We start from the raw sequence: 20,684 nt of genomic DNA, 5'->3' as shown, positions 1-20,684 counted from the left end.
CACGCCATGGACGAGACCGGCCACGATCACCGGCAGCCCGCGCCCGGCGACCTGGCGGCGCTCGCGGAGCGCCACGCCCGCTACCCCGACGCGCAGATCCGCGCCCTCCTGAACACCACGCGCACGATCGCGCTGGTCGGGGCCTCGGCGAACCCGGCGCGCCCGAGCTGGATCGTGCTGAAATACCTGCTCGACCGCGGCTACGTGGTGACGCCGGTCAATCCCGGCCTCGCCGGCCAGGACCTGCTCGGGCGCCGGGTGGCGGCCTCCCTGGCCGAGGTCCAGGCCAGCCTGGGCGACCAGCCGATCGACATGGTCGAGATCTTCCGCAATTCCGCCGCCGCCGGGCCGCTGGTCGACGAGGCGCTGGCGCTCAGCCCGCCGCCGAAGGTGATCTGGATGCAGCTCGGCGTGCGCGACGACGCGGCCGCCGCCCGGGCCGAGGCGCGCGGCCTCACGGTGATCATGAACCGCTGCCCCAAGATCGAGTACGGCCGGCTCTCGGGCGAGATCGGCTGGACCGGCGTGAATTCCCGGATCCTCAGCGCCCGGAAACCGGTGCTGGCGGCCAAGGGCGTCCAGAAGCTGACCATCGCGGAGCGGGGCCGTCGGGGCGACTGAATCCGATCCTCATACGATCCGAGACAGCGCCCCGTGGCCAGCGCCCCGTGGGCAGCGCCGCGTCCGATCGCGTTGCGACGGTCTGGACGGAAGGCGATTCCGGTCGAGACAGCCGCGCCATGCTCCCTCTCCCGTTCGGGTGAGGGTCGGGGTGAGGGACACGACGCTTCGCGGTCGAGCGCACCATCACGGCTCGGACAGGCGAGCCTCGTCCGGACGAACCTGATCCCTCACCCTGTCCCGCTCCCGCACGGGAGAGGGACCCGCGCATCGCGTGGAACGGGCTCGGCTATCGCCCCCGCCTCAGCGCGATCGGGAACGATTCCCGCCTGATCGGGTCGGCCCACCCGACACCCTGATTCCGAGGCGTGAGCGCAGCGAGCCTTGAAGGAGGCCTCCGCCGCTCTGCGGCCCCTCACGATGCGGCGGTGACGGGGAGAGCCGACCCGGCCCTCTGCGGTCCCGTGCCTGCCTTGATGTGGTATTCTGATACCTTAACCGCCAAGTCAATATGATTGCTCGCCTTTTCGCGACTTCCGATTTCGCTGTTGACCCGGCATCCGGGCCCGTCTATGCACTGGCCACCGCCGCCGCGTGTGCCCCACGCGGCGGCTCGTTTTTCGGCACCCCGATGTTCTCGGATCCCGACGCGTCGGGGCCCTGGTCCGTCGGAACCCCTGGGATTTGGCTATGAAGACCACCTCGCTGAAGCCCGCCGAGGTCGACAAGAAGTGGATCGTGATCGACGCGGAGGGCCTCGTCGTCGGCCGCCTTGCGTCGATCGTGGCGATGCGCCTGCGCGGCAAGCACAAGGCCGCCTACACGCCCCACGTCGATTGCGGCGACCATGTCATCGTCGTCAACGCGGACAAGGTGAAGTTCACCGGCCGCAAGTACGTCCAGAAGCGCTACTACTACCACACCGGCTATCCGGGCGGGATCAAGGAGCGCACGGCCAAGTTCATCCTCGAGGGGCGCTTCCCCGAGCGCGTGGTGGAGAAGGCCGTCGAGCGCATGCTGCCCCGCGGCCCGCTCTTCCGTCAGATCCTCGGCAACCTCCGCGTCTACAAGGGCTCCGAGCACCCGCATGAGGCCCAGCAGCCGCAGGCGCTCGACGTCGGCGCCCTCAACCGCAAGAACGTGAGCGCTTGATCATGGCGACCCTGCAGTCCCTCGCCGACCTCAACCGGTCGAATACCGGCGCGGTCGATCCGGCCAACGAAGCGCCCATCCACGTCCAGAAGCTGGACGCCCAGGGCCGGGCCTATGCCACCGGCAAGCGTAAGGACGCGGTCGCCCGCGTCTGGATCAAGCCCGGCAACGGCACGGTCACGGTCAACAAGCGCCCGGTGGAGACCTACTTCGCCCGTCCGGTGCTGCGCATGATCCTGCGCCAGCCGCTGGAGATCGCCGGTCGCGTCGACCAGTACGACATCACCGTCACGGTGGCGGGCGGCGGCCTCTCCGGTCAGGCCGGCGCGGTGCGCCACGGCCTGTCGAAGGCCCTGACCTACTACGAGCCGGAGCTGCGTGCCCCGCTGAAGCGCGAAGGCTTCCTCACCCGCGACGCCCGCGTGGTCGAGCGTAAGAAGTACGGCCGCAAGAAGGCCCGCCGCAGCTTCCAGTTCTCCAAGCGCTGATATCCGGTCACACCGGTGTCACGGAGAGGGCGGTTCCTGCGGGAGCCGCCCTTTCGCGTTTCGGGGCTGCGGCGCGGCCGTTGACAGGCTGTCGCACCGCGCTCACCAGTTTCCCGGCCGCGATGGCCGACTCGGGCGGCACTGCCTTTCGGAGAGAGCGAGACGGACGATGGCTGGCGACGGCGTACAGAAGCCCACCGTGTTCATCGACGGCGAGGCCGGCACCACCGGCCTCGGCATCCGCGAGCGCCTGGAGCGCGACGGGCGGGTCGCCCTGCGCAGCATCGCGCCGGAGCACCGCAAGGATCCGGAAGCCAAGCGGGCACTGCTCGCCGAGGTCGACCTCGTGGTACTCTGCCTGCCGGACGAGGCTGCCAAGGAAACCGTGGCGCTCGCCGACAGCCTGCCCGGCGGCGGCCCGCGCGTCCTCGATGCCAGCACGGCCCATCGGGTCGCGGAGGGCTGGACCTACGGCTTCCCCGAGCTGACCCGGGAGCAGGGGGCCGCGGTGGCCCGCGCCCGGCGGGTGGCCAATCCCGGCTGCTACCCGACCGGCGGCGTCGCGCTCCTGCGCCCGCTCGTGGAAGGCGGCCTGATCCCGGCCGATCACCCGATCAGCATCAACGCGGTCAGCGGCTACAGCGGCGGCGGCAAGAGCATGATCGAGGCCTACGCGCAGGGCACGGCGCCGCCGTTCCAGCTCTACGGCCTCGGCTTCGCCCACAAGCACCTGCCGGAGCTGCAGCGCTACAGCGGGCTGACCCGCCGGCCGATCTTCGTGCCGGCCGTGGGCAACTTCCGGCAGGGCATGCTGGTGAGCGTGCCGCTCCATCTCGACGCGCTGCCGGGCCGGCCGGCGGCCGCCGACCTGGAGGCCGCCCTGCGCGACTGGTACGCCGGTCAGCCGCTGGTGCAGGTCGTGCCGGGCGCCGCCACCGGCGCGCACCGCGAGAAGATCGAGCCGGAGGACCTCAACGACACCGACCGGCTGGAGCTGCGGGTGTTCGGCTCGTCCGAGCACGGGCAGGCGGTGCTGGTGGCGCGGCTCGACAATCTCGGCAAGGGCGCCTCCGGGGCGGCCGTGCAGAATCTCGGGCTGATGCTCGGGCTCGACGGCTAGCCGGCGGCAGCAGACGCATCAGCCCCGGCTTTGCGCGCGGAGCGAAGGAATCGAGGGCCGCGCGCCGTCCGGCGGCGTGCCGCGTCCCGTTCGATTCGCCCCGCGCGCAAGACGTCGAGGGCCGTGTCGAGCTCCGCGTGAGCACGACGCGGCAACGCGAGCCTCAGGCCCTCCTCGACAGAGGGGACGCCGCCGGCGAAGAGAGGGCCGTGAGGCAAGGCCCTCGAACCGCTCCCTTCGCACCGCGAGAGGCGATGAACGGCGACCTGATCGATGTGGCGTTCGGCCGGCCCTGGCGCAGCAGGGACGCTGCGGCGGACGAGACCGCCCTGCCGCGCGGCACCCTGAGCTTGCAGGTCGATCTCGGCTTTCGATGTCCGATTCGACGCGTCGAGATCGGAACCGCTTGTGCCGCGCGGCCGAGCCTCGCCCTGTCCGATGACGGACAGGTCTGGCGCACGCCCGACCTCGACGCCTCCCAGAGCGGGGCGGAGGCCGCGGCCCTGATCCTCGGAGCCGGGGAGGGCGCCTGGGCGCGCCATGTCCGCGTCACCCTGGACGCGCCCGCCGGAAGCGGCCTGCCTGCGGTACAGGTCCTGTGCGCGCAGGCCGATTTCGACCTCATCGTCCTGCGGCGCGTGCTGGACGTGCCCTTCGACATGGCCGACGAGCGGCCCGGCGCGAACCCTTACGTCTCCTACCGCCTCGTCAGCGCCGAGCGGCCGCGTTCGCGCGCCCTGGTGGGGCTGGCGCTCTACGAATGCGGCGCTTTCGGCAACTGCCTGATCCAGTTGCTGCTCGCCATCGGCATCGCCCGCAACCTGAACCTGAAATACATCAAGCTCCCGGCCGCAGACCGCAGCGAAGTGATCGGGCTGACCGGCCCGCTGACCTGCGGCGGGATCACCTTCATCCCCGGCTCCGCGCCCCTGCCGGACGACGGCGCCTTCCTGTCGGGGATGTATTTCGATCTCGGGATCCAGCAGCTCGCCGGCCCCCTCGGCCCCGCCGAGACCCGGGACATCGTCCGAACCTGCATCCGGCCGCTGTTCAGCCGGCTGCCGCCGACCATCCCCGCCAAGCCCGACGACGCGCTGCTGATCCACATCCGCTCGGGGGACATCTTCAGCACCTGGGTGGCGCCGACCTACCCGCAGCCGCCGCTCGCCTTCTACCAGATGGTCATCCGGCGGCTCCTGTCGGAGAGCCGCATCCGTCGGATCACGATGGTGTTCGAGAACCGGCTCAACCCGGTGATCCCGGTTCTGGAAGCCTGGATCGCGGATCTCGGCGTCCCCCTGACGACGCAGAGCGGCACCCTCGTCGACGACGTCGCCGCGCTGATGAACGGGCGCTACCTCGTCTTCGGGCTCGGCACCTTCGGACCGGGCGTCTGCCAGCTCTCCGAGCATGTCGAGCAGGTCTTCTACTTCGCCTCCGGCTGGCCGCAGCACTTCAAGAGCATCCCGACCATCGGGCGCGTCGTCGAGGTGCTGGACGTGGCCGGCGCCTACACGAAGGTGGGCGAATGGGACAACTCCCCCGAGCGGCGGGCCCTGATGCTCGACTACCCGGCCGAGAACCTCGCCTTCGACGACGCCTGATCCCGCCGGGACCGCCTTGCCGAAGCCGGCAAAACCGGTGACAAGCGCCCGGCTCATCCGTCGGAGGACAGATTTGGCCAGCGCTGACCAGCCATCGGAAGCCCTGCGCATCAACGCCTTCGACATGCACCGCGCCGAGGTCTTGATGCTGCAGCGGCGTCGGCTCCGGCCGCGCCATGCCACCCTGGTCAGCTTCGCCGCCAAGTATCACTACGTCGAGAGCCAGCGCCGGCTGGTCGCGGCGGCCGCCGCCACGGGCGATTTCGACACGATCGAGAGCTGGTCCCCCGACCGGCTGCGCGAGACGCCGTTCTACCGCGCGCACCGGGGGATCCTCGACCGGTCCCGGGGCGCCGGGAACTGGGCCTGGAAGCCCTACGTCATCGCCGAGGCGCTGGCGCAGCGCCGCGACGGCGACTTCATCGTCTTCAGCGACACCGGCATGCAGGCGGTGGGCGACGATCCGCTGCCGCCGGTGGCGCCGCTGCTCACGTGGCTCGACGGCTCCGAGCGCCGGGTCGCGGTGGGCGTGCTCCACGGACGGCCGCAGCGGGCCTGGACCAAGCGCGACTGCTTCGTGCTGATGGACTGCGACGCGGAGCGCTACTGGGAGGCCGACCAGATCCAGGCCTCCTGGATCGCCTTCATGGTGAGCCCCGCCACCCGCCACCTCGTCGCCGAATGGCTGCGCTACGCGGGCGATCCGCGCATCGTCACCGACAGCCCCAACGCGATGGGCCTGCCGGATCTCGACGGCTTCATCGACCACCGCTTCGACCAGAGCATCCTGTCGAACCTGATCTACAAGCTCGATCTGGAGATCCCGCCGCTGCGGCAACCGTCCAAGCAGATCCGGACCCTGATCGAGGAGCTGGAGACGGACACGCTGGTGACGGCGCGTCCCTCGGAGAACATCGCGCTGGGCAAGACCTGGCGGGCGAGCTCCGCCTCTGCCTGGTCGGGGACGACCGGCACCTACGGGGAGCGCACCACCGGCGACCCGTCCTTCTTCTTTCACACCGGGCTCGACCGGAACCCCTGGTTCGTCCTCGATCTCGGCGCGGTCGAGCGGGTCTCGGAGATCCGGATCTACAATCGCTGGGGGCAGCTCAGCGAACGGGCGCAATTCATGCGCGTCTGGCTGGGCGAGACCGAGACCGATTACCGTCTCGTCTTCGATGCCGTGGACGCCCATTGCCATCCGGGCCTGCCCCTCCACCTGCGATTCGACAATGCCCGGTTCCGCTACCTGAAGATCGATCTCGACGAGGAGCAGTACCTGCACCTCGACGGGGTCGAGATCTTCGCGGCGCGCTGAGACGACAGAGCCATCAGTCCCGCATGAGCGCCCCGGCACAGGACAAACCGCTGTTTCCGTTCGGGCCGATCCTGTTCTTCGGCGATTCGGTGACAGCGGACCTGACGGCCGAGACGCCGCCGCTCTTCTCCGGCCCTCAGACGGTCGCGCGGGGGATCGGCGGGCAGTCGACCCGGGACATGGTGCGGCGGCTTCGCTCCGACATCGCGCTTTACGGCGCGCGGGGCCTCCACCTCATCGGCGGCCGCGACGATATCCTGAACCGCGATCGGGCGCCGTCGCTGGACCGCATCGTGGCCGATATCGCGGCCATGCTGCAGGACGCACGCGACCTCTACGTGCGGACCTGGGTCGGCTCGATCCCGCCGGTGGATCCGGCCGCGCCGGGCGCGGCCGGATTGCCGGTCTCGCTCATCCGGGACGTCAACGCGTGGCTGCGCGACCACGTGGGGACCTACGGGGCGCATTTCGTTGACTACGACGCCGTCCTGGCCACCGAGACGGGCGCGCTGAGGCCTGGATTCAGCGACGACGGACTCCGGCTCAACGCCGCCGGCTATGCGGCGCTCCGGGACGCGATGATGGCGGCCCTGACGGCCCCGGGTGTCGAGCAGATCTGGGCCCCGCCGGAGAGCGAGGACGCCGTACGCCGGCGCAAGTTCCTGCACCATTTCGGCTATCTCGACTCGAACACGCGCTATCCGAGCCCGTTCATCCAGTTTGCCGGCAAACCGGGTGCCAGCCATTACGGCGTGCCGTTCGACGCCGACGGCTTCCTCAACGCCGCCCCCATCGTGGAGCGCAAGCCGCAAGGCGAGACCCGGATCCTGGTCGTCGGCGATTCGACCACCATCGACGGCGGCGACATCGCCAACACCCTTCCCGGCCGCCTCGAACGGATCCTGCGGGCGGAGGGGCTCGACAGCGCGAAGGTCTACAATTTCGGGGTCATGTCGAGCTGCCTCACGCAGATGACGCACCTGATCTGGTCGCGTCTCGTGACCTACGCTCCCGACGCGATCCTCGTGCTCAGCGGCAGCACCGACCTGTTCCAGCCCTGGACCTACGATCCCCGGCCGGGCCATCCCTACAACGCCTTCATCACCCAGCGGCTCTACGACCATTTCTTCGACACGCACGATCCCCGGGCCCGCGAGGACGGTCTGTCCTACGAGGCGCTGATCACGCTGATCTACGAGGAGCTGAAGCGGCTGCGCGCCGAGGTGGGCTGGCAGAGCCCCGGCTGGGAGGATGCCATCATCCACCATTACGCGCTCGCAGCCCACCGGCTGACCAAGCTGTCGCACGACCACCAAGTGCCGATCCTCAGCGTCCTGCAGCCGACGATCCTGCGCAAGCGGCACCTCACCGAAGCGGAGCGCGGCGTCGCCTCGGGGGCGTTCCTGGCCTATCTCGACCGGCAATACGCCAAGCTGGAGGCGTTCACCGCGCAGCTCGCCGCGCGGCGCCCTTACCGGCACACCTTCACGGCCCTCGACCTCAGCGGGATTTTTCGCGACCGGGAAGAGGGGACCTTCTACGACATCGTCCACTACGACGATCCCGCCCGCGAGATCGTCGCGACGCGGCTGGCTGTCGAAGTGCGGCGGCTGCTCGCGCAACCCCGCTCCCCCATGACGCGGGTCCGCCGCTTGCTGACGGGCGGCCGCAGGCGATAGGGCCGCCGCGGCTCCGTCTCAGCCGGCGCTCAGCCGGCGCTCAGCCGTTGAGCGGATGACGGAGAGCCCGGTTCCCGGAGCCGGCAAACGAGGCCCCGCCCCCGTCGCGGCGGCAACCGGGCATCGTCGAAATCTGCACACCGAAGAACATGCTACCGGCTTCCGGGCCCTGGTCGTCGGCAGGGCGGCCAGCCCTCCGAGGCCGGCAACTTCTGGATGCCGTATCTCAATTTTTTTCGCTCATTCGGAGAGTGTTTACGTTTTGCTGAGGATGGTCGATCTTCTCTAGGTTGTCGCAGTCCGAGAGGAAATCGTTCCGATGATCAGCTCCGAGGATCGGGCGGCCAAGTTCGAGCGCTTCAGACATATCCTTGAGGCGCCGTGGCACCAGTCGAAGGCAGGAACATTTCCGCTCTTCACCACCGATCGCTCCTACGATCTCGAGACTTACCAGAGCGAGAGCCAGGGCAATCTCCCCGAAATCTTCACGCACTTCGTCGAAGTCCAGCCGGACAAGCTGTTTATGGACCTCGGATGCGGATATCGAGGCGACATCCTATTCCACAATGTTCTGAATGTGGAAGTCTACCCGAGCCGCTCGGCAGATCTCATCGTCGATCCGACCCGCCCGTACCCGATCCGATCCGAAACTCTGGATGGCATCGGCTGCTTCGCCGTCCTCGAACACACCCGACAGCCTTGGGTTGTCGTCCGGGAGATGCGGCGCATGCTGCGCAAGGGTGGGACGGTCTTCATCGACTGGCCCTTCCTGCAACCCGTTCACGGCTACCCGAGCCACTATTTCAACGCGACGCGGGAGGGGCTCAAGACCATCTTCGAGGACGAAGGGTTCGCGGTCGAGCTGTGCGACACGTTCGTCAACCAGACGGTCGCCTACACGGTCTCCTGGGTGCTGGGCGCCTTGAACCACCATCTGCCCGCCGAGATCCGGCCGGAACTGCTCAACATGACGGTCGGAGAGCTGATGGCCCTCGACGTTCAAGGGGAGCAGTGGCGCAGGTGGCTTGAGGCTTTGCCCGCATCCGCCCGGGAGGAGCTGGCCTGCGGAAACTCCCTGGTGGCCAAGAAGGCAGCCTGAGCGAGAAGGCAGCCTGAGGCGGCCGGACCGCCGTCGGCTCGGGGGACGGGCTCTACCCCTGTTGACCCGACCGCTTGACCCGGTGGGTGAAGATCACCGAGAGCCAGGGCACCACCGTGTGCTCGACCTCGATCGAGATCAGCACCTCGAGGTGGAGGGCGTAGGGTAGGGTGAAGCGGAAGCCGCAGCGGGCCTCCTCCATGGTGGTGGGGATGTCGCCGAGCACCGCCGCGATCACGTCCGGCCGGTGGACGTCCACGGGGATGCGCTGGACCTCGCCGTCCACCTCCACGACCAGGGTCGCCTTGGCGCGGCTCGCCGACACGACCCAGCCGGCCAGCACCACCTGCCCGTCCTGGATCTCGGCCCAGACCCGATCCTGCGGGGCTTCGAGGTTGGCGCGGGCGAAGGAATCCGGCAATTCGCCGTCGAGCTCGGCCACGGTGCAGCCGACCTCGTACTTCTCGAAGCCGCGCCCCTCGCCGAAGATCCCGGCGAATTCCTTCTGGTACTGGGCGATCCGGGCGTTCTTGATGTCCTCCGGCAGGCCCGACCACTGGCCCTTGGCCTGAACCGTGTAGACCGAGAGCAATTCGCGCAGGAACGCGATGCGCCCCTTTTCGGCGACGTAGAGGTTCATCAGCCAGTCGGCCGCCGACGCGTTCTCGTAATAGGCCTCCGGCACCCGGCGCAGGGCCTCGGCGCGGTAGAAGCAGCAGGAGAAATTGGCGGTGAGCGGCGAATTGGCCAGCACCGGGAAGCTGATCGTACCGGTCGGGTAGCGGCCCTGCTCGTCGTGCGGCAGGTAGGAGCCGGTGGCCGGGTAGTGGAGCAGCACCCAGTTGAAGCACATGTCGAGGCTGCGGTCGTTGCGCAGCATGCGCATCTGCATGGCGACCTTGCGGTCGGACAGCCAGTAATCGTCCGCCTCGCAGAAGGCGACGTACCGGCCCGTGCAGGCGGAGAGGCAGTCCTGCATGTTGCGCAGCATGCCGAGGTTCTGCGGGCGGGGCCTGACGACGATCCGCTCCGGGTGGCGCGCCCGGTAGCTCTCGACGATCTCGGCCGTCCCGTCGGTGGACGTGTCGTCACCGATCACGACCTGCATCCGGAACAGCCCGCGCTGTCCCAGCACCGCGTCGAGGCAGCGGCCGATCTCGGCGGCGTGGTTGTAGGCCGTGACGATGACGCTGACGGTGAGTTGCTCCATCAGCCACGCGCGCAAGGCGTCCGGCTCACCGGAGAGCGCATCGGGCGCGTCGAGGCCCATGTCGTGCAAGGCCGCGCGGGCGATGTCGGGATTGGCCTCGATCAGCCGTCCGAGGCTCGGGACGTCCTCCTCGTCGAGATAGGCCTCGGCCAACCGGCGGAAGATCGATTTCTGCGCGGCCTCGTAGCCTGCCGCGTAGCGGCCGCCGAAATGGCCGCGCAGCTTGCGGAAGAACGCGATCTCGGAATTGCCGAGCTTCTTGTGCCGGGCGAGTTCGGTGGCGTAGGTCGCCCACATCCCGGCGGCGTGCTTGCGGTAGACCGCCATCACCTCCGGCAGGAAGCCCATGCGCCCGACCTCGGCATGCATCAGGTGGACGTACCAGTCGCCCGGGGCGATGCCCTCGTCGAACGCGAACGCCTCGGCACCGTGGTAGCGCCAGCGGTAGAGCACGCTGTTGGTCTGGACGAAGTTGTGGGCCACGAGGTCGGACAGGGACGGCTGCGGGCTGCACTGCTTCGGGTACAGCTCCTCGACCCCCGGCATGTCCTCGTAGACCACCCGCACCCGATGGAAGCAGAGGGTGAATTCCGGGCGTGCCCGCAGGAAGTCGACCTGGCGCTGGAGCTTGCGCGGGTCGGTCCAGTAATCGTCGCCTTCGCAGATCGCCACGAACTCGCCGCGGGCGCGGGCCGTGAGGTCGGCGAAGTTCCTATTCGGGCCGAGGTTCTCGCTGCGCAGGACCGCCACGAGGTTGGGATGGCGCGCGGCGTACTCGGCGACGATCTCGGCGGTCCCGTCGGTGGAGCGGTCGTCGCCGACCAGCAGCTCGAAGGGGAAGTCCGTGGCCTGGCCGAGGATGCTGTCCAGGGTCTGCCGGATGAAGGCCGCCTGGTTGTAGGTGATGCACAGGACCGAGACGACCGGCCGGTTCCAGGCCGGTGCGGGCTGGGTCTCGGCGCGGGCCCGGATCCAGGCCGCGAAGGGATTGACGAAGCTGCCGTCGAAGGTCTCGTCCGGCGGCGCGGTGAAATCGGCCCGGGGCCGGCGCCCGAGCCGGGCACCGTACTTCACGTAATGTTCGAGGGGCGACAGGTCGGTGAGACCCACGTCGGGATAGCGCGTCGCGTAGCCGATATGGTCGAACAGGCCGCTGGCGTAGATCGTCGCGAAGTCGTCCTGCCACGGCTCGAGCGCCGGCGCGGCCTCTCCTGCACCGTCCTGCATCGATCAGATCCCTCGAACGCGCGTCAGCGGGCCACTTCCCCAGACCGGACCCTCAGAGGGTGCTGGGGAGGCGCCCTTCCTCGGAGCCGTGGTTGTAATAGTGCTGCGTCGGATCGGCGCCGGCATTCGCGACGTCGTCGTTGCACGCGAGGTAGTACTGGCGGTCGAACAACCCGGAGGTTTCGAGCCATCCGAGCATCGTCGCCTCGGGTACGACGGGGGCACGATCGGGCGTGGCAGCGGCAGCCTCGCGGTAGAGATGCGCGAACCGGGCGATCCGGGCGGCCACCTCCTTGGCGGCGGGCCTGCGGACCGAGGAAGCGACGACGCTCGACTGCTCACCGGGGCGCCGGCGCTGAAGGTCGGCCTCGGCCAGACGCACCAGACGGGCGAGTTCGCCCTGGGCCTCCTTGAGCCGTGCCTGGGTCTCGGCGAGCTCGGCCCGCAGCGCTTCCACGTCCTCGCCCACGGTCGGCTCCGTCTCAGTCGCGACGCTCTCAGGAGCTGGCGCGCATGGGCGCGGCGTGAACGGCCGGGGACCGGCGCGACAGCGCGCTCCTGTCGGGTGAGGCGGGGTGATACGATTGCCCCCCAGACCGGTCAACCCTGAGGCATCGGCGCGCCCGGCCGCGTGTCAGCGCGGCATCAGCAAACCGACGACGCGGCGCAGCGCCAGGGCGTCCTGCACGGGGGAGGGGGCGGTGCGGAAGCCGCCCGCCGCCCCGGCCTCCGTCGACAGCCAGGCGGGCTGCGTCTCCGGGTCCGGAAAGAGCTGCCGGGCGACGGTTTCGATCGGCTCGCCGGTGAACCAGGGCGCATAGGTCGCGGTGAAGAACCGGAAGTAGACCGGCCAGTTCTCGGGCGTCGGTGCCAGCCGGTTGTCCGTCGCCCCCCGGGCGATCAGCGACAGATAGGTCTTCAGCGCCGCCGATCCCTCGCCGTGCATCAGGTCGCCGGTGGATTTGAGCGTGTTGGTCGCATGGGTCCGGTAACGGAGGTGCGGGGTCGGCACGAAGACCGGCTCCACGTGGACCATGCAGCGGATGAGGAAGTCCCAGTCGTGGCACATGCGGTAGGCCGCGAAGGGGCCGACCGTCTCGTAGAGCCCGCGCGAGAAGACGAGGTTGCCGCTCGTCACCGCGATGTTGTGGCGGAGGAGCGCGAAGCCAACGGTCGGGCAGGCCCCCGCCTGGCCCAGGACGTCACGGTACCACGTGCGGACCGGGTCGTCCTCGGCGAGCCGGGCACCCGAATCGTCCATGAAGTCGACACCCGTAAAGGCGATGAAATCACCCTCCGGCGGCAGCGCGTCGCAGATCACCCGGAACCGGTCGGGGCCATAGGCATCGTCTGAGTTCAGGATGGTGAGCGCGTCGCCGCTGGCCTTGGACAGGCCGAGCGCGATCGCCGCATGCGCCCCACCGTTGCGGTCGAGCAGCGCGCACTGGATCCGGACCGGTCCGGCATAGCCCTCGATCGTCCGGGCGATGACGGCCCGCGACTCGTCGGTCGAGCAATCGTCGACGATGATCAGCTCATCGACCGGGCGGTCCTGATCCAGGACGGAGCGGATCGCCTGCGCGATGTAGGGCGCGTGGTTGTAGGATGGGATGACGACCGAGATCCGCCGCGCCGTCGGCGGGCGGGCTTCGGGCCGCGGGCGCGCGGACTTGGTCAGGAACCGCAACATCGGCGCGTGCACCTATCTCTGCGCGATCCGCCGGGCCGCGCCTCTACGCGGCATCGAGCTGTCCCCGAAGCAGGTCGAGGCGCGGCCGCATCTGCCGCTCGAAGCTGTATTCCCGCAGGATGGCGAGCCGGCCGGCCTCGCCGAGCCGCCGGAGCGCCTCCCGGTCCCCGGCGTAGAACTCGATCCGGGCGGCGATCCCGTCGGCGTCGCGCGTGATCAGCTCGAATTCTTCGCCGGGCAGCATGGCGGGGGACCCGTCGAGCCGGCGGTTCAGGGCAAGGGAATCGGAGAGGAACATCGCCACGCCGCGCAGGCCCGCCTCGACGCAGGATGTGGTCGGGAAGCCGTCGAAGGATCCGCGGCCGCCGTCGCGCTCCATCGGCGACTGGTTGGGCGAGATGACGATGTCCATGCCGGGATAGAAGTCCTGGAAGAACGAGGCCGGCTGCACGCCGTGGAAACGGACACGGTCGATCCGCGTGAGGCCGAGCAGGTCCGGCGTCCAGTCGCCGACATAGTGCCACTCGAAGCGCGGATCGCCCGCGTAGCGGCGGACGAGGTCGGTGAAGACGTCGCAGCCCTTCTCGATGCCGAACTCCGTATAGCGCTGCGCCACGAAGCAGATCCGGATCGTGTCCTGCAGCGGACGCCCGATCCGGGAGCAACGCGCGCTCGCCGCGACATCCCAGCAATCGGGCGAGACGGCGCCGAAGACGAAGGCGATCTGATCCGGATCGCACCAGCCCCGGTCGAGCAGGTAGTCGCGCTGCAGGGTATGGGTCGTGAGCACCTTGGCGAAGCGGCGATCGCCGAGCACGCGCCGGAGCTTGGCATCCGACACGGGATCGTTCGGCATGAAGCCGCCCCCCGGATAGAGGGTGAAGACGAAGCGCTCGGCGCGCAGGTCCGGGTTCGAGGTCAGCAGCACGGCGGCGTTGTGCAGAAAGGTCGTGTGCAGGACCTTGGCGCTGAGATCGTGGTCGGTGTTCAGGGCGCGCACCCGGCCGGCCAGGGTCGGATGCTCCGCCTCGAACTGCCGCACTTCGTCGAGGAAGGTCTGGTCCGGCCGGTAGCGGTCGATGTCGCGCAGCGACGAGGCGGCCCGGCTGTCCGGGATGGCGGACAGATAGGTGAGCAGCTCGCCGTAGCGGAACGCCGAGAACCGGGACGGGAAGCTCGAATCGACGAGGAGGAGGCCGGTTCCTCGGAGCCGGGCCGGCCGGATCGGACCCGTCACCTGCGGGTGGGCGGCCCAGGCCTGGTTGGCCGCCTGCCACGCTTGCGGCGCGAAATCCGGAACGGCGCGGCTCTCGGCATGGAGCCGCTCGGCCTGGGTCCGGTCGCGGGCGAGGAGGTCGTGGAGGGCTCGGGTATGGGGGCTGGCATCGCCGAGTTCGAGGGCGAGGCGCGCCTGCTCCTCGGATTCCACGAGCCGGCCCCAGGTCCGGAAGATCACCGCGAGGCGGAACCGGAACAGGGCCGGATCCTCGCAGCCCACCGCCAGGGCGATCTCGTAGGCCGCCGCTGCGGTCCCCAGCCGGCCCAGCGTCTCGGCCTGGTAGGCGGCCAGACCGCACCGGGCGATCAGGCCGGCGCCCTCGACCTCCGCGGCTGCGCGGGCAGCCTCGAGCGCCCCGTCGCGCCGCCCCAGGGCGAGCAGCGCTCCGACGCGCACGAGGAGCGCCTGAAGGCCGGCGACCGGACCGCCCGCCAGCAGCGCGAGCGCCGCCGCGGGATCGTTGGCGTGCAGCCGCTCGGACGCGGCCTGGACCCGTGCATAGGGGTTTTCTGGATCGTGGGTCAGCGCCGCCGCACTGGCCTCGGCAAGGGCGCGGCCTTCGAGGAGGTTGGGCAGCCGTCCTTCCGGGGCCCCGTAATGGAGATAGTGGCCCAGGGGATTGACCCCGGCTGCGGCGATATCGGGATAGAGGGTCAGATAGGTGCGGGTGCTGAACAGCGGACCGGGATCGAGCCCGATCGCGGCGCCATGGACGCAGTAATGCTCGGCCGGGCTGAGGCTGACGGCCTCCGTGGCCGACACCTGCGCCCGATAGAAGTCCGAATCGAAGAGGGGATTCGGATCGAGTTCGGAGCACCAGCCCTCGGCCGCGTAGGCTTCCGGCGTCGCGACGCCGCGGTGACCGTAGCGGCGGGTCACCGAATCCGCGTCGAACAATCCAGCCAGATCCGGATGCATGCCGTCGTCCGTTTCTCTCGGCGCGCCCTCACGAGCCGGCTCCGGACGGAGGGACGTCTGACCGTCCGGCCGGCGCGCTCACGTCCCGCCGAGCCGTCGCGCGGGGGCTTCTCGCATAGCGGGTCCCGTGTGCCTACCCTGCCCGACGGCGGAGGAGGGGCCTGAGGCGCGGGCCCGCTCCATCAGGCCAACGCGCCGGCGGTCCCCTTTGCGGTGTCGGGCGCGGCGCCCGGGCCCGACAGACGCCAGCCGATGACGATCAGGAGAACGACCGGCACGACGAGGATCAGCGCAGCGCCGAGGATCCCGACATGCCCGACGAGGCGTCCGTAGAAGCCACCGGTCACGCCATCATGCCACGAGACCAGCGTCATCCCGATGGCCGACGCGACGATGAGGGCGGGGATCTTGAACCACAGGGGCAGGGCGCGTCGGCGCGGTGGCACGATCGCATCGAGGCCGGTATCGCTCCGGCCGGCTTCCCGCTGGGTCAGGAGTGCTTCGACCTGGTCCGCGAAATCCGCCTGGATCCGGTCGCGCCGCGCGGCGTCGTCGTCGCGCGCAAGCGGCGCCCCCTGCGGCGCGGTCCCGTCCGGCCCCTCGGCCAGCGGCCCCGGGATCGCCGCCTCGGCGGCGACCATCAGGCGCGCCTCGTGCCGGCGCATGAACAGCCAGAGTGCGACCGCGCCCATCAGGACGAAGGCCAGCAGCCCAAGGCCGACCGGCCCCATGACGTTCTCGATGGAGCGCCCGCAGAGATACGCGCCGAAGCCCATGATCGAGGCCCAGGCGATGCCGCCCAGCGCATTGAAGGCGAAGAAGCGGCGGGCGTCGAGCTTGTTCACGCCGGCAAGCACCGCTGCATAGGCGCGCAGCATTGCGGTGAAGCGGCCGAAGAACACGATCTTCCCGCCGTGCCGGCGGAACAGGTATTGGCCGAGCTTGAGCCGGCCGTGATCGAGGCCGATCAGATGCCCCTTGCGCAGGAGCAGGGGCAGACCCCAGCGGCGGCCGACCCAGTAGCCGGCATTGTCGCCCAGGATGGCCGCGGTTGCCGCGATGGCCACCACCACGGCGATGTTGATATTGCCGGTGCTGCCGGCATAGGCCGCCGAGGTCAGCAGGACCGTCTCGCCCGGCAGGGGCAGGCCGGCGCTCTCCAGCGTGATGATGACGAAGATCGCCAGGTAGCCATAGTGCGCGATCAGGTCGGCGATCGGCAGATCGTGCAGGAAGGACATGCGGTCTCCGTGCGGCTCGCAGGTCGCGCTGTCGACGACAAACGTGGCCGCTCCGGGGCGGAGTGACGATCAAGCCTGCTGCACAGGCTCCGTCGCGCCGTCGGCCGCGACCGCGGTCACGGGCGCTTCATCCCTCACGGGCGGGGTGCGGCGCCGCAGCGCCCGCTCCGATCTCAGCGAGATGGGCGCGCATCCACACAATGGTGCTGATGAGCCCCTCGCGCAGGGCGACGCGCGGTTGCCAGTCGAGCTCGGAGCGGATCAGCGCGGTGTCGAGGACGTTGGCGGGCACGTCGGCGGCGCGGCTCGGCTTGTGGATGCAGGGCAGGCGATCCCGGCCGAAGGCCACCTCCAGCTCGGCGATGATCTGGTTGACGCTCAGGCCCCTGCCGCTGCCGACATTCAGCACCTTGTGCGGCCCGTCATAGGACACTGCGGCGAGGAACGCGTCGCTGACATCGTCGACGTGCAGGAAGTCGCGCACTACCTCCCCGGTACCCCAGACCTCCAGCGGCAGGCCCAAGAGGACACGGTGGATGTAGCTGCCGATCAGGCCCTGGTGCTTGGTGCCGAGCTGGAACCGGCCGTACGGGTTCGCGATCCGGAGGATCTGGTAGTCGATCCCGTGGAGATGCCGGTACAGGTGGAGCGACTTCTCGATCATCAGCTTGCCGATGCCGTAGGCCGAGATCGGGTCGGTCGGCGCCTGCTCGGGGATCGGGATGGCGCGGGGAATACCGTAGATCGCGCCGCCGGAGGACGAGAACACGAGCTTCCTGATCCGGGCCGAGCGGCAGATCTCGAGCAGATGCAGGGTGGCAATCGGCGCGGCGGCGAGTTCCGCGGACGGATCCCGGTTCGAACTTTCCGGGATCGAGCCGGCGATCAGGTGGAAGACGACGTCCTGACGCTCGACGGCGTTGGCGATCGCGAGGCGGTCGGCGAACTGGCCGGTGACCCGGGCGACACGTCGGTCGAGCACCTCGGACTGGATGTGGCTGCGGCTGAAGCAGGTGACTTCGGCCCCCGCCGCCGCGAGGCGGTTGCACAGGTTCAGCCCGAGGAAGCCGCCGCCGCCCAGCACGAGGCAGCGGAGCCCCGCCATGGACGGCGCGGGCTGACCGGCTCCGGCGGGATCGAGCGGCTGCGGGCCCTGCCGGGTCTCACTCATGGCCGACATTCAGCGCCGTCTTGGATCGGCGTGGGGGCCGGCAGGGCATCTTCCGGCCGCCGGCCCGGATCGGCGGGATCGGGCTCACGGGCCTCGATCATGCGCTCGACCAGTGTCAGGGCTGAGCGCTGAAGCGCCTGCCGCGTCGGTTCGAGGGGCGCCTTCCCGCAGGCGCGGGCCGCCGCGTAGGCGGCCGCGTAGGCCGCGTCCCAGCCGGCGGCGAGGACTGACGGGCCCGCGGCCTCCAATGCGTCCCGAACGGTGCCCCAGGCCGCTTGATGGGCCGCGTCCCAGGCCGCGGCCCGAACGGCCGAGCCGGTCTGCCGCAGGGTCAGGTTGGCGACGGCCGCCCGCTTGCGCGCGCGCTTGAGGTGATCGCACAGGGAGACGAGTTGGGCGACGTCCTCGACCTCGGGCAGGTCGGCCAGTTCGTCCCCCTCCACGTTCAGCTTGGCGAGGCGGAACCACGCCGGCAGGTGGGTGCGGATCAGCCAATCGGCCACCAGGGCGACCCGCCGGCGCTCCAGAGCCTCCGAGCCCCGGGTGCCGACCAAGCGCGGCACGAGCGGCAGGATCAGGGCATCGCGCGCATCCTGCGGCAGGCGATCGCTCCAGGTTCGGACAAAGGCGGCGATGCTGGGCGACGCGCAGGCGGGCTCGTCCGAATGGGGCTCGCCGGCGACGTAGGCCACCGCCTCCAGAGCGCACAGGCCTGCCTCCGCGCCCGCATGGGGGCCGGCCGCGAGCGTCCTGACCCGCGCAAGCCGGTCTGGGTCGACGCGCGCGGGCCCGACGGTCCGCTTGTCCTGCAGCCGGGAGGCACCGCGATCCGGCACACGGATCGGCCGATCGTCCGCAGCCGCGATCGAAAAGCCGGCCGGTGCGCCGGTGGCGACCTCGGCCTCGAGTGCGGCCACGGCGGCCACGACCCGCCCCGGGTCGACCGTATAGCTCACGTGGAAGGCGTGCACGCCGGGGCGCGGGAGGGTCCGGCCGCGCAGGAACAGGATCCGCGCGCCCCCGGCCTCGATGAAGCTGGCATAGCCCCGGAAGTTGAAGGACAACTCCTCGTGGATCAGGCCGAGGATCCGGCAGCCGGGTCGGCAGAACAGGGCGTTGCTGAGCGCTGAACTCGATGAGCCGACCACCAGTTCGGCGGAATGGAAGGCCTCGACCTGTTCGAGGAAGGTCAGCGTCTCCGGATAGATCACCTCGAAGCCCAGGGGGCGCAGCCGTTCGGCGATCTCCGCCTCGTTGACGAGGGCGCGTTGGGTGAAGGCCTTGCGCGAGATGAACAGGCGCCGGTCGGTCCGGCCGGAGAGGGCCCCGCGCGCGCGGGCGCGGTCGAGGATCTGCTGGCGGATCGCCCCGAAGACGTCGGCCGGCCAGACCGTGTCGTAGAAGGGGCGGCCGGGCTTCATGTCGAAGGGGAAGAAGGCCGGCACCGGCGCCATCCCGAGGAGCCCGAACGCGACGGGCCTGGGCGGCAGCACGATCACGGGCCGGTCGCGCGTGTCGAGAAGGCCCAGGATCTCCGCGTGCGCCCCCGGCATGTGGTCGTCGATGCAGAGCGGGATCCCGTCGGGGCAGCGCGGGTCGTTGTAGCAGAGCATCCGCGGCACGAACTCGCAGAACCAGTGCCCGTAGTTCCGGCTCTGCAGGCCGAACATCATGAGGCCGGCCGCGATCGTGTGCTCGGCCTCGGGCACCTCGACGAGGGCCCGCGTGGCCCCGAAGGCGGCGGTCATGATCTGGTCGGGGTTGAGGCCGTCCTGCAGCAGGATGTCCGGGCGCCGCGGATGGGCGGCGAGGTCGTAGACGAGCTTGCCGCCGGCGATGACGACGTTGCTGCGCGGGAAGGCGCGCGCGCCCTCCAGGAAAGCGAGGTACTGGGCCGGGATGTCCAGGCTGCCGGCCTCCGACCGGAGGGCCGGGGGCGGTTCCCAGAAGCGCAGATCCGGCGCGGCGATGCGGCGCTCCGGGAGCACCGTGATGACGCGGGCGCCGCCAGCCGCCGCCAGGGCCTGGACGGAGACGATGTCGTAAGCCTCCAGGGGCCCGGAGCCGGTGACGTGGCGCGTCGCCGCGTGGAGCGCGATCGCCGCGTCGAAGCGCCCGTCCTCCAGCAGAGTATCGAGGAGCAGGCGGCGCAGGTTCTTGACCTTGGTGCTGAGCCGGTCTCCGTCCTCCGTCGTCACGCCCGCGTCGCCGCCATTGAGGTCATAGGCGAGGCGGTAACAATGGAGGCACGGCTCGGGCTGGTTCCGGCACTCGTACGCCCATCCGAGCCGCAGCAGGGTCGCAAGCCCGTCCTGGATCAGCACGGGCGCCTCAGCGTCGGCGCGCAGGCCCGCGATGTAAGCCTCGGCCTCGGCGAACCGGCCGCGCTCGCACAGGTCGCGCAGGCGCGCCGTGGCCGCGGCCCTCGTCCAGCGCGCCCGGGGGCCGGGGACCAGGGCGGCGATCAGGTCATAGGTCTCGGCGGCGGCGCCGAGCCGTTCGTCGCCCTCGAGCCGGAACGCGAGGGTTTCGAGGTGCCGGCACAGCGCGCCGCGCCGCACCGGCTCGCGCTCCTCGGCGGCAAGGGTGCGGATCTGCGCGAGGACGTCCGGCGCGTTGTCGCGATGGACCGTCCGGATCAGGTCGATGAAGGTCTGCGTCGGCCTCATGTCGGTTGCGCGCCTGATCGACCCTGCCCGTCCGCGCGCCGGTCGAACGGCGCGCCCTCGCGGGCGGTGTACTGGAACCGGCGTGCCGTGACGAGATATCCGAATGGCCCTCTCCGGGGAGGGCCGGCGGACGCGGCGCTGGAGGGCGCACGCGGTCTCGTGTAGGGCAGGGCACCGGGCAGGCAGGGATCCCCGCGC

14 protein-coding genes and 1 pseudogene are annotated in these 20,684 nt (G+C 70.2%); 8 read left to right on the top strand and 7 right to left on the bottom strand.

Annotation, left to right across the window (positions count from 1 at the left end):
• Positions 1–6 precede the first annotated feature (6 nt).
• From ABC766_RS03230 to ABC766_RS03195, 8 genes are all read left to right on the top strand, one after another.
• Positions 7–621, top strand: coding sequence for a CoA-binding protein (locus tag ABC766_RS03230; protein WP_278306772.1), 615 nt, complete (start codon positions 7–9; stop codon positions 619–621).
• Positions 622–1,311: 690 nt separating this feature from the next.
• On the top strand, positions 1,312–1,773 hold the full coding sequence (rplM, locus tag ABC766_RS03225) for a 50S ribosomal protein L13 (protein WP_043356851.1): 462 nt from the start codon (positions 1,312–1,314) through the stop codon (positions 1,771–1,773).
• Between the two features lie 2 nt (positions 1,774–1,775).
• Positions 1,776–2,261, top strand: a complete 486-nt coding sequence (gene rpsI / locus ABC766_RS03220) for a 30S ribosomal protein S9 (protein WP_043356850.1) — start codon at positions 1,776–1,778, stop codon at positions 2,259–2,261.
• Positions 2,262–2,430: 169 nt separating this feature from the next.
• Entirely contained in the window at positions 2,431–3,381 is a 951-nt protein-coding gene (gene argC, locus ABC766_RS03215; RefSeq protein WP_274928989.1) for an N-acetyl-gamma-glutamyl-phosphate reductase, read from the top strand.
• Between the two features lie 254 nt (positions 3,382–3,635).
• Positions 3,636–4,985 carry a coagulation factor 5 8 type domain-containing protein gene (locus ABC766_RS03210; RefSeq protein ID WP_345821127.1) on the top strand — a complete coding sequence of 450 codons (1,350 nt, stop codon included), beginning with the start codon at positions 3,636–3,638 and terminating at the stop codon, positions 4,983–4,985.
• 73 nt (positions 4,986–5,058) lie between these two features.
• A complete protein-coding gene (locus ABC766_RS03205) occupies positions 5,059–6,303 on the top strand; it encodes a hypothetical protein (protein ID WP_043356761.1) in 1,245 nt (414 codons plus the stop codon).
• 23 nt (positions 6,304–6,326) lie between these two features.
• Positions 6,327–7,982: a GDSL-type esterase/lipase family protein gene (locus tag ABC766_RS03200; RefSeq protein WP_345821126.1), complete on the top strand. Its 1,656-nt coding sequence runs from the start codon at positions 6,327–6,329 to the stop codon at positions 7,980–7,982.
• A gap of 319 nt (positions 7,983–8,301) precedes the next feature.
• Positions 8,302–9,081: a class I SAM-dependent methyltransferase gene (locus tag ABC766_RS03195; RefSeq protein WP_345821125.1), complete on the top strand. Its 780-nt coding sequence runs from the start codon at positions 8,302–8,304 to the stop codon at positions 9,079–9,081.
• A gap of 52 nt (positions 9,082–9,133) precedes the next feature.
• Here ABC766_RS03195 and ABC766_RS03190 read toward each other — a convergent pair whose 3' ends face one another.
• The 7 genes and pseudogenes from ABC766_RS03190 to ABC766_RS03160 form a co-directional block, all read right to left on the bottom strand.
• Complete coding sequence (locus ABC766_RS03190; RefSeq protein ID WP_345821124.1) at positions 9,134–11,518, bottom strand: glycosyltransferase family 2 protein; 2,385 nt, start codon at positions 11,516–11,518, stop codon at positions 9,134–9,136.
• 52 nt (positions 11,519–11,570) lie between these two features.
• Positions 11,571–11,987, bottom strand: coding sequence for a hypothetical protein (locus ABC766_RS03185; protein ID WP_043346792.1), 417 nt, complete (start codon positions 11,985–11,987; stop codon positions 11,571–11,573).
• A gap of 165 nt (positions 11,988–12,152) precedes the next feature.
• A complete protein-coding gene (locus ABC766_RS03180; protein ID WP_051976372.1) occupies positions 12,153–13,208 on the bottom strand; it encodes a glycosyltransferase family 2 protein in 1,056 nt (351 codons plus the stop codon).
• A 43-nt stretch (positions 13,209–13,251) separates the two neighbouring features.
• On the bottom strand, positions 13,252–15,405 hold the full coding sequence (locus ABC766_RS03175; RefSeq protein WP_345821122.1) for a hypothetical protein: 2,154 nt from the start codon (positions 15,403–15,405) through the stop codon (positions 13,252–13,254).
• 605 nt (positions 15,406–16,010) lie between these two features.
• Positions 16,011–16,646, bottom strand: a pseudogene (locus tag ABC766_RS03170) (DedA family protein); the annotation flags it as partial.
• A gap of 127 nt (positions 16,647–16,773) precedes the next feature.
• Complete coding sequence (locus ABC766_RS03165) at positions 16,774–17,817, bottom strand: NAD-dependent epimerase/dehydratase family protein (RefSeq protein ID WP_345821120.1); 1,044 nt, start codon at positions 17,815–17,817, stop codon at positions 16,774–16,776.
• The gene (locus ABC766_RS03160; protein ID WP_345821118.1) at positions 17,814–20,486 is read right to left on the bottom strand and encodes a glycosyltransferase family 61 protein; all 2,673 of its coding nucleotides are present in this window, start codon (positions 20,484–20,486) and stop codon (positions 17,814–17,816) included. Before ABC766_RS03160 ends, ABC766_RS03165 begins: the two co-directional genes overlap by 4 nt.
• Between the last annotated feature and the right edge of the window lie 198 nt (positions 20,487–20,684).

The organism is Methylobacterium fujisawaense (genome assembly GCF_039619325.1).
GTDB classification, from domain to species: domain Bacteria; phylum Pseudomonadota; class Alphaproteobacteria; order Rhizobiales; family Beijerinckiaceae; genus Methylobacterium; species Methylobacterium fujisawaense.
The sequence above is the reverse complement of the archived record's forward strand: the minus strand, read 5'-3'. Positions and strand labels throughout refer to the sequence as shown.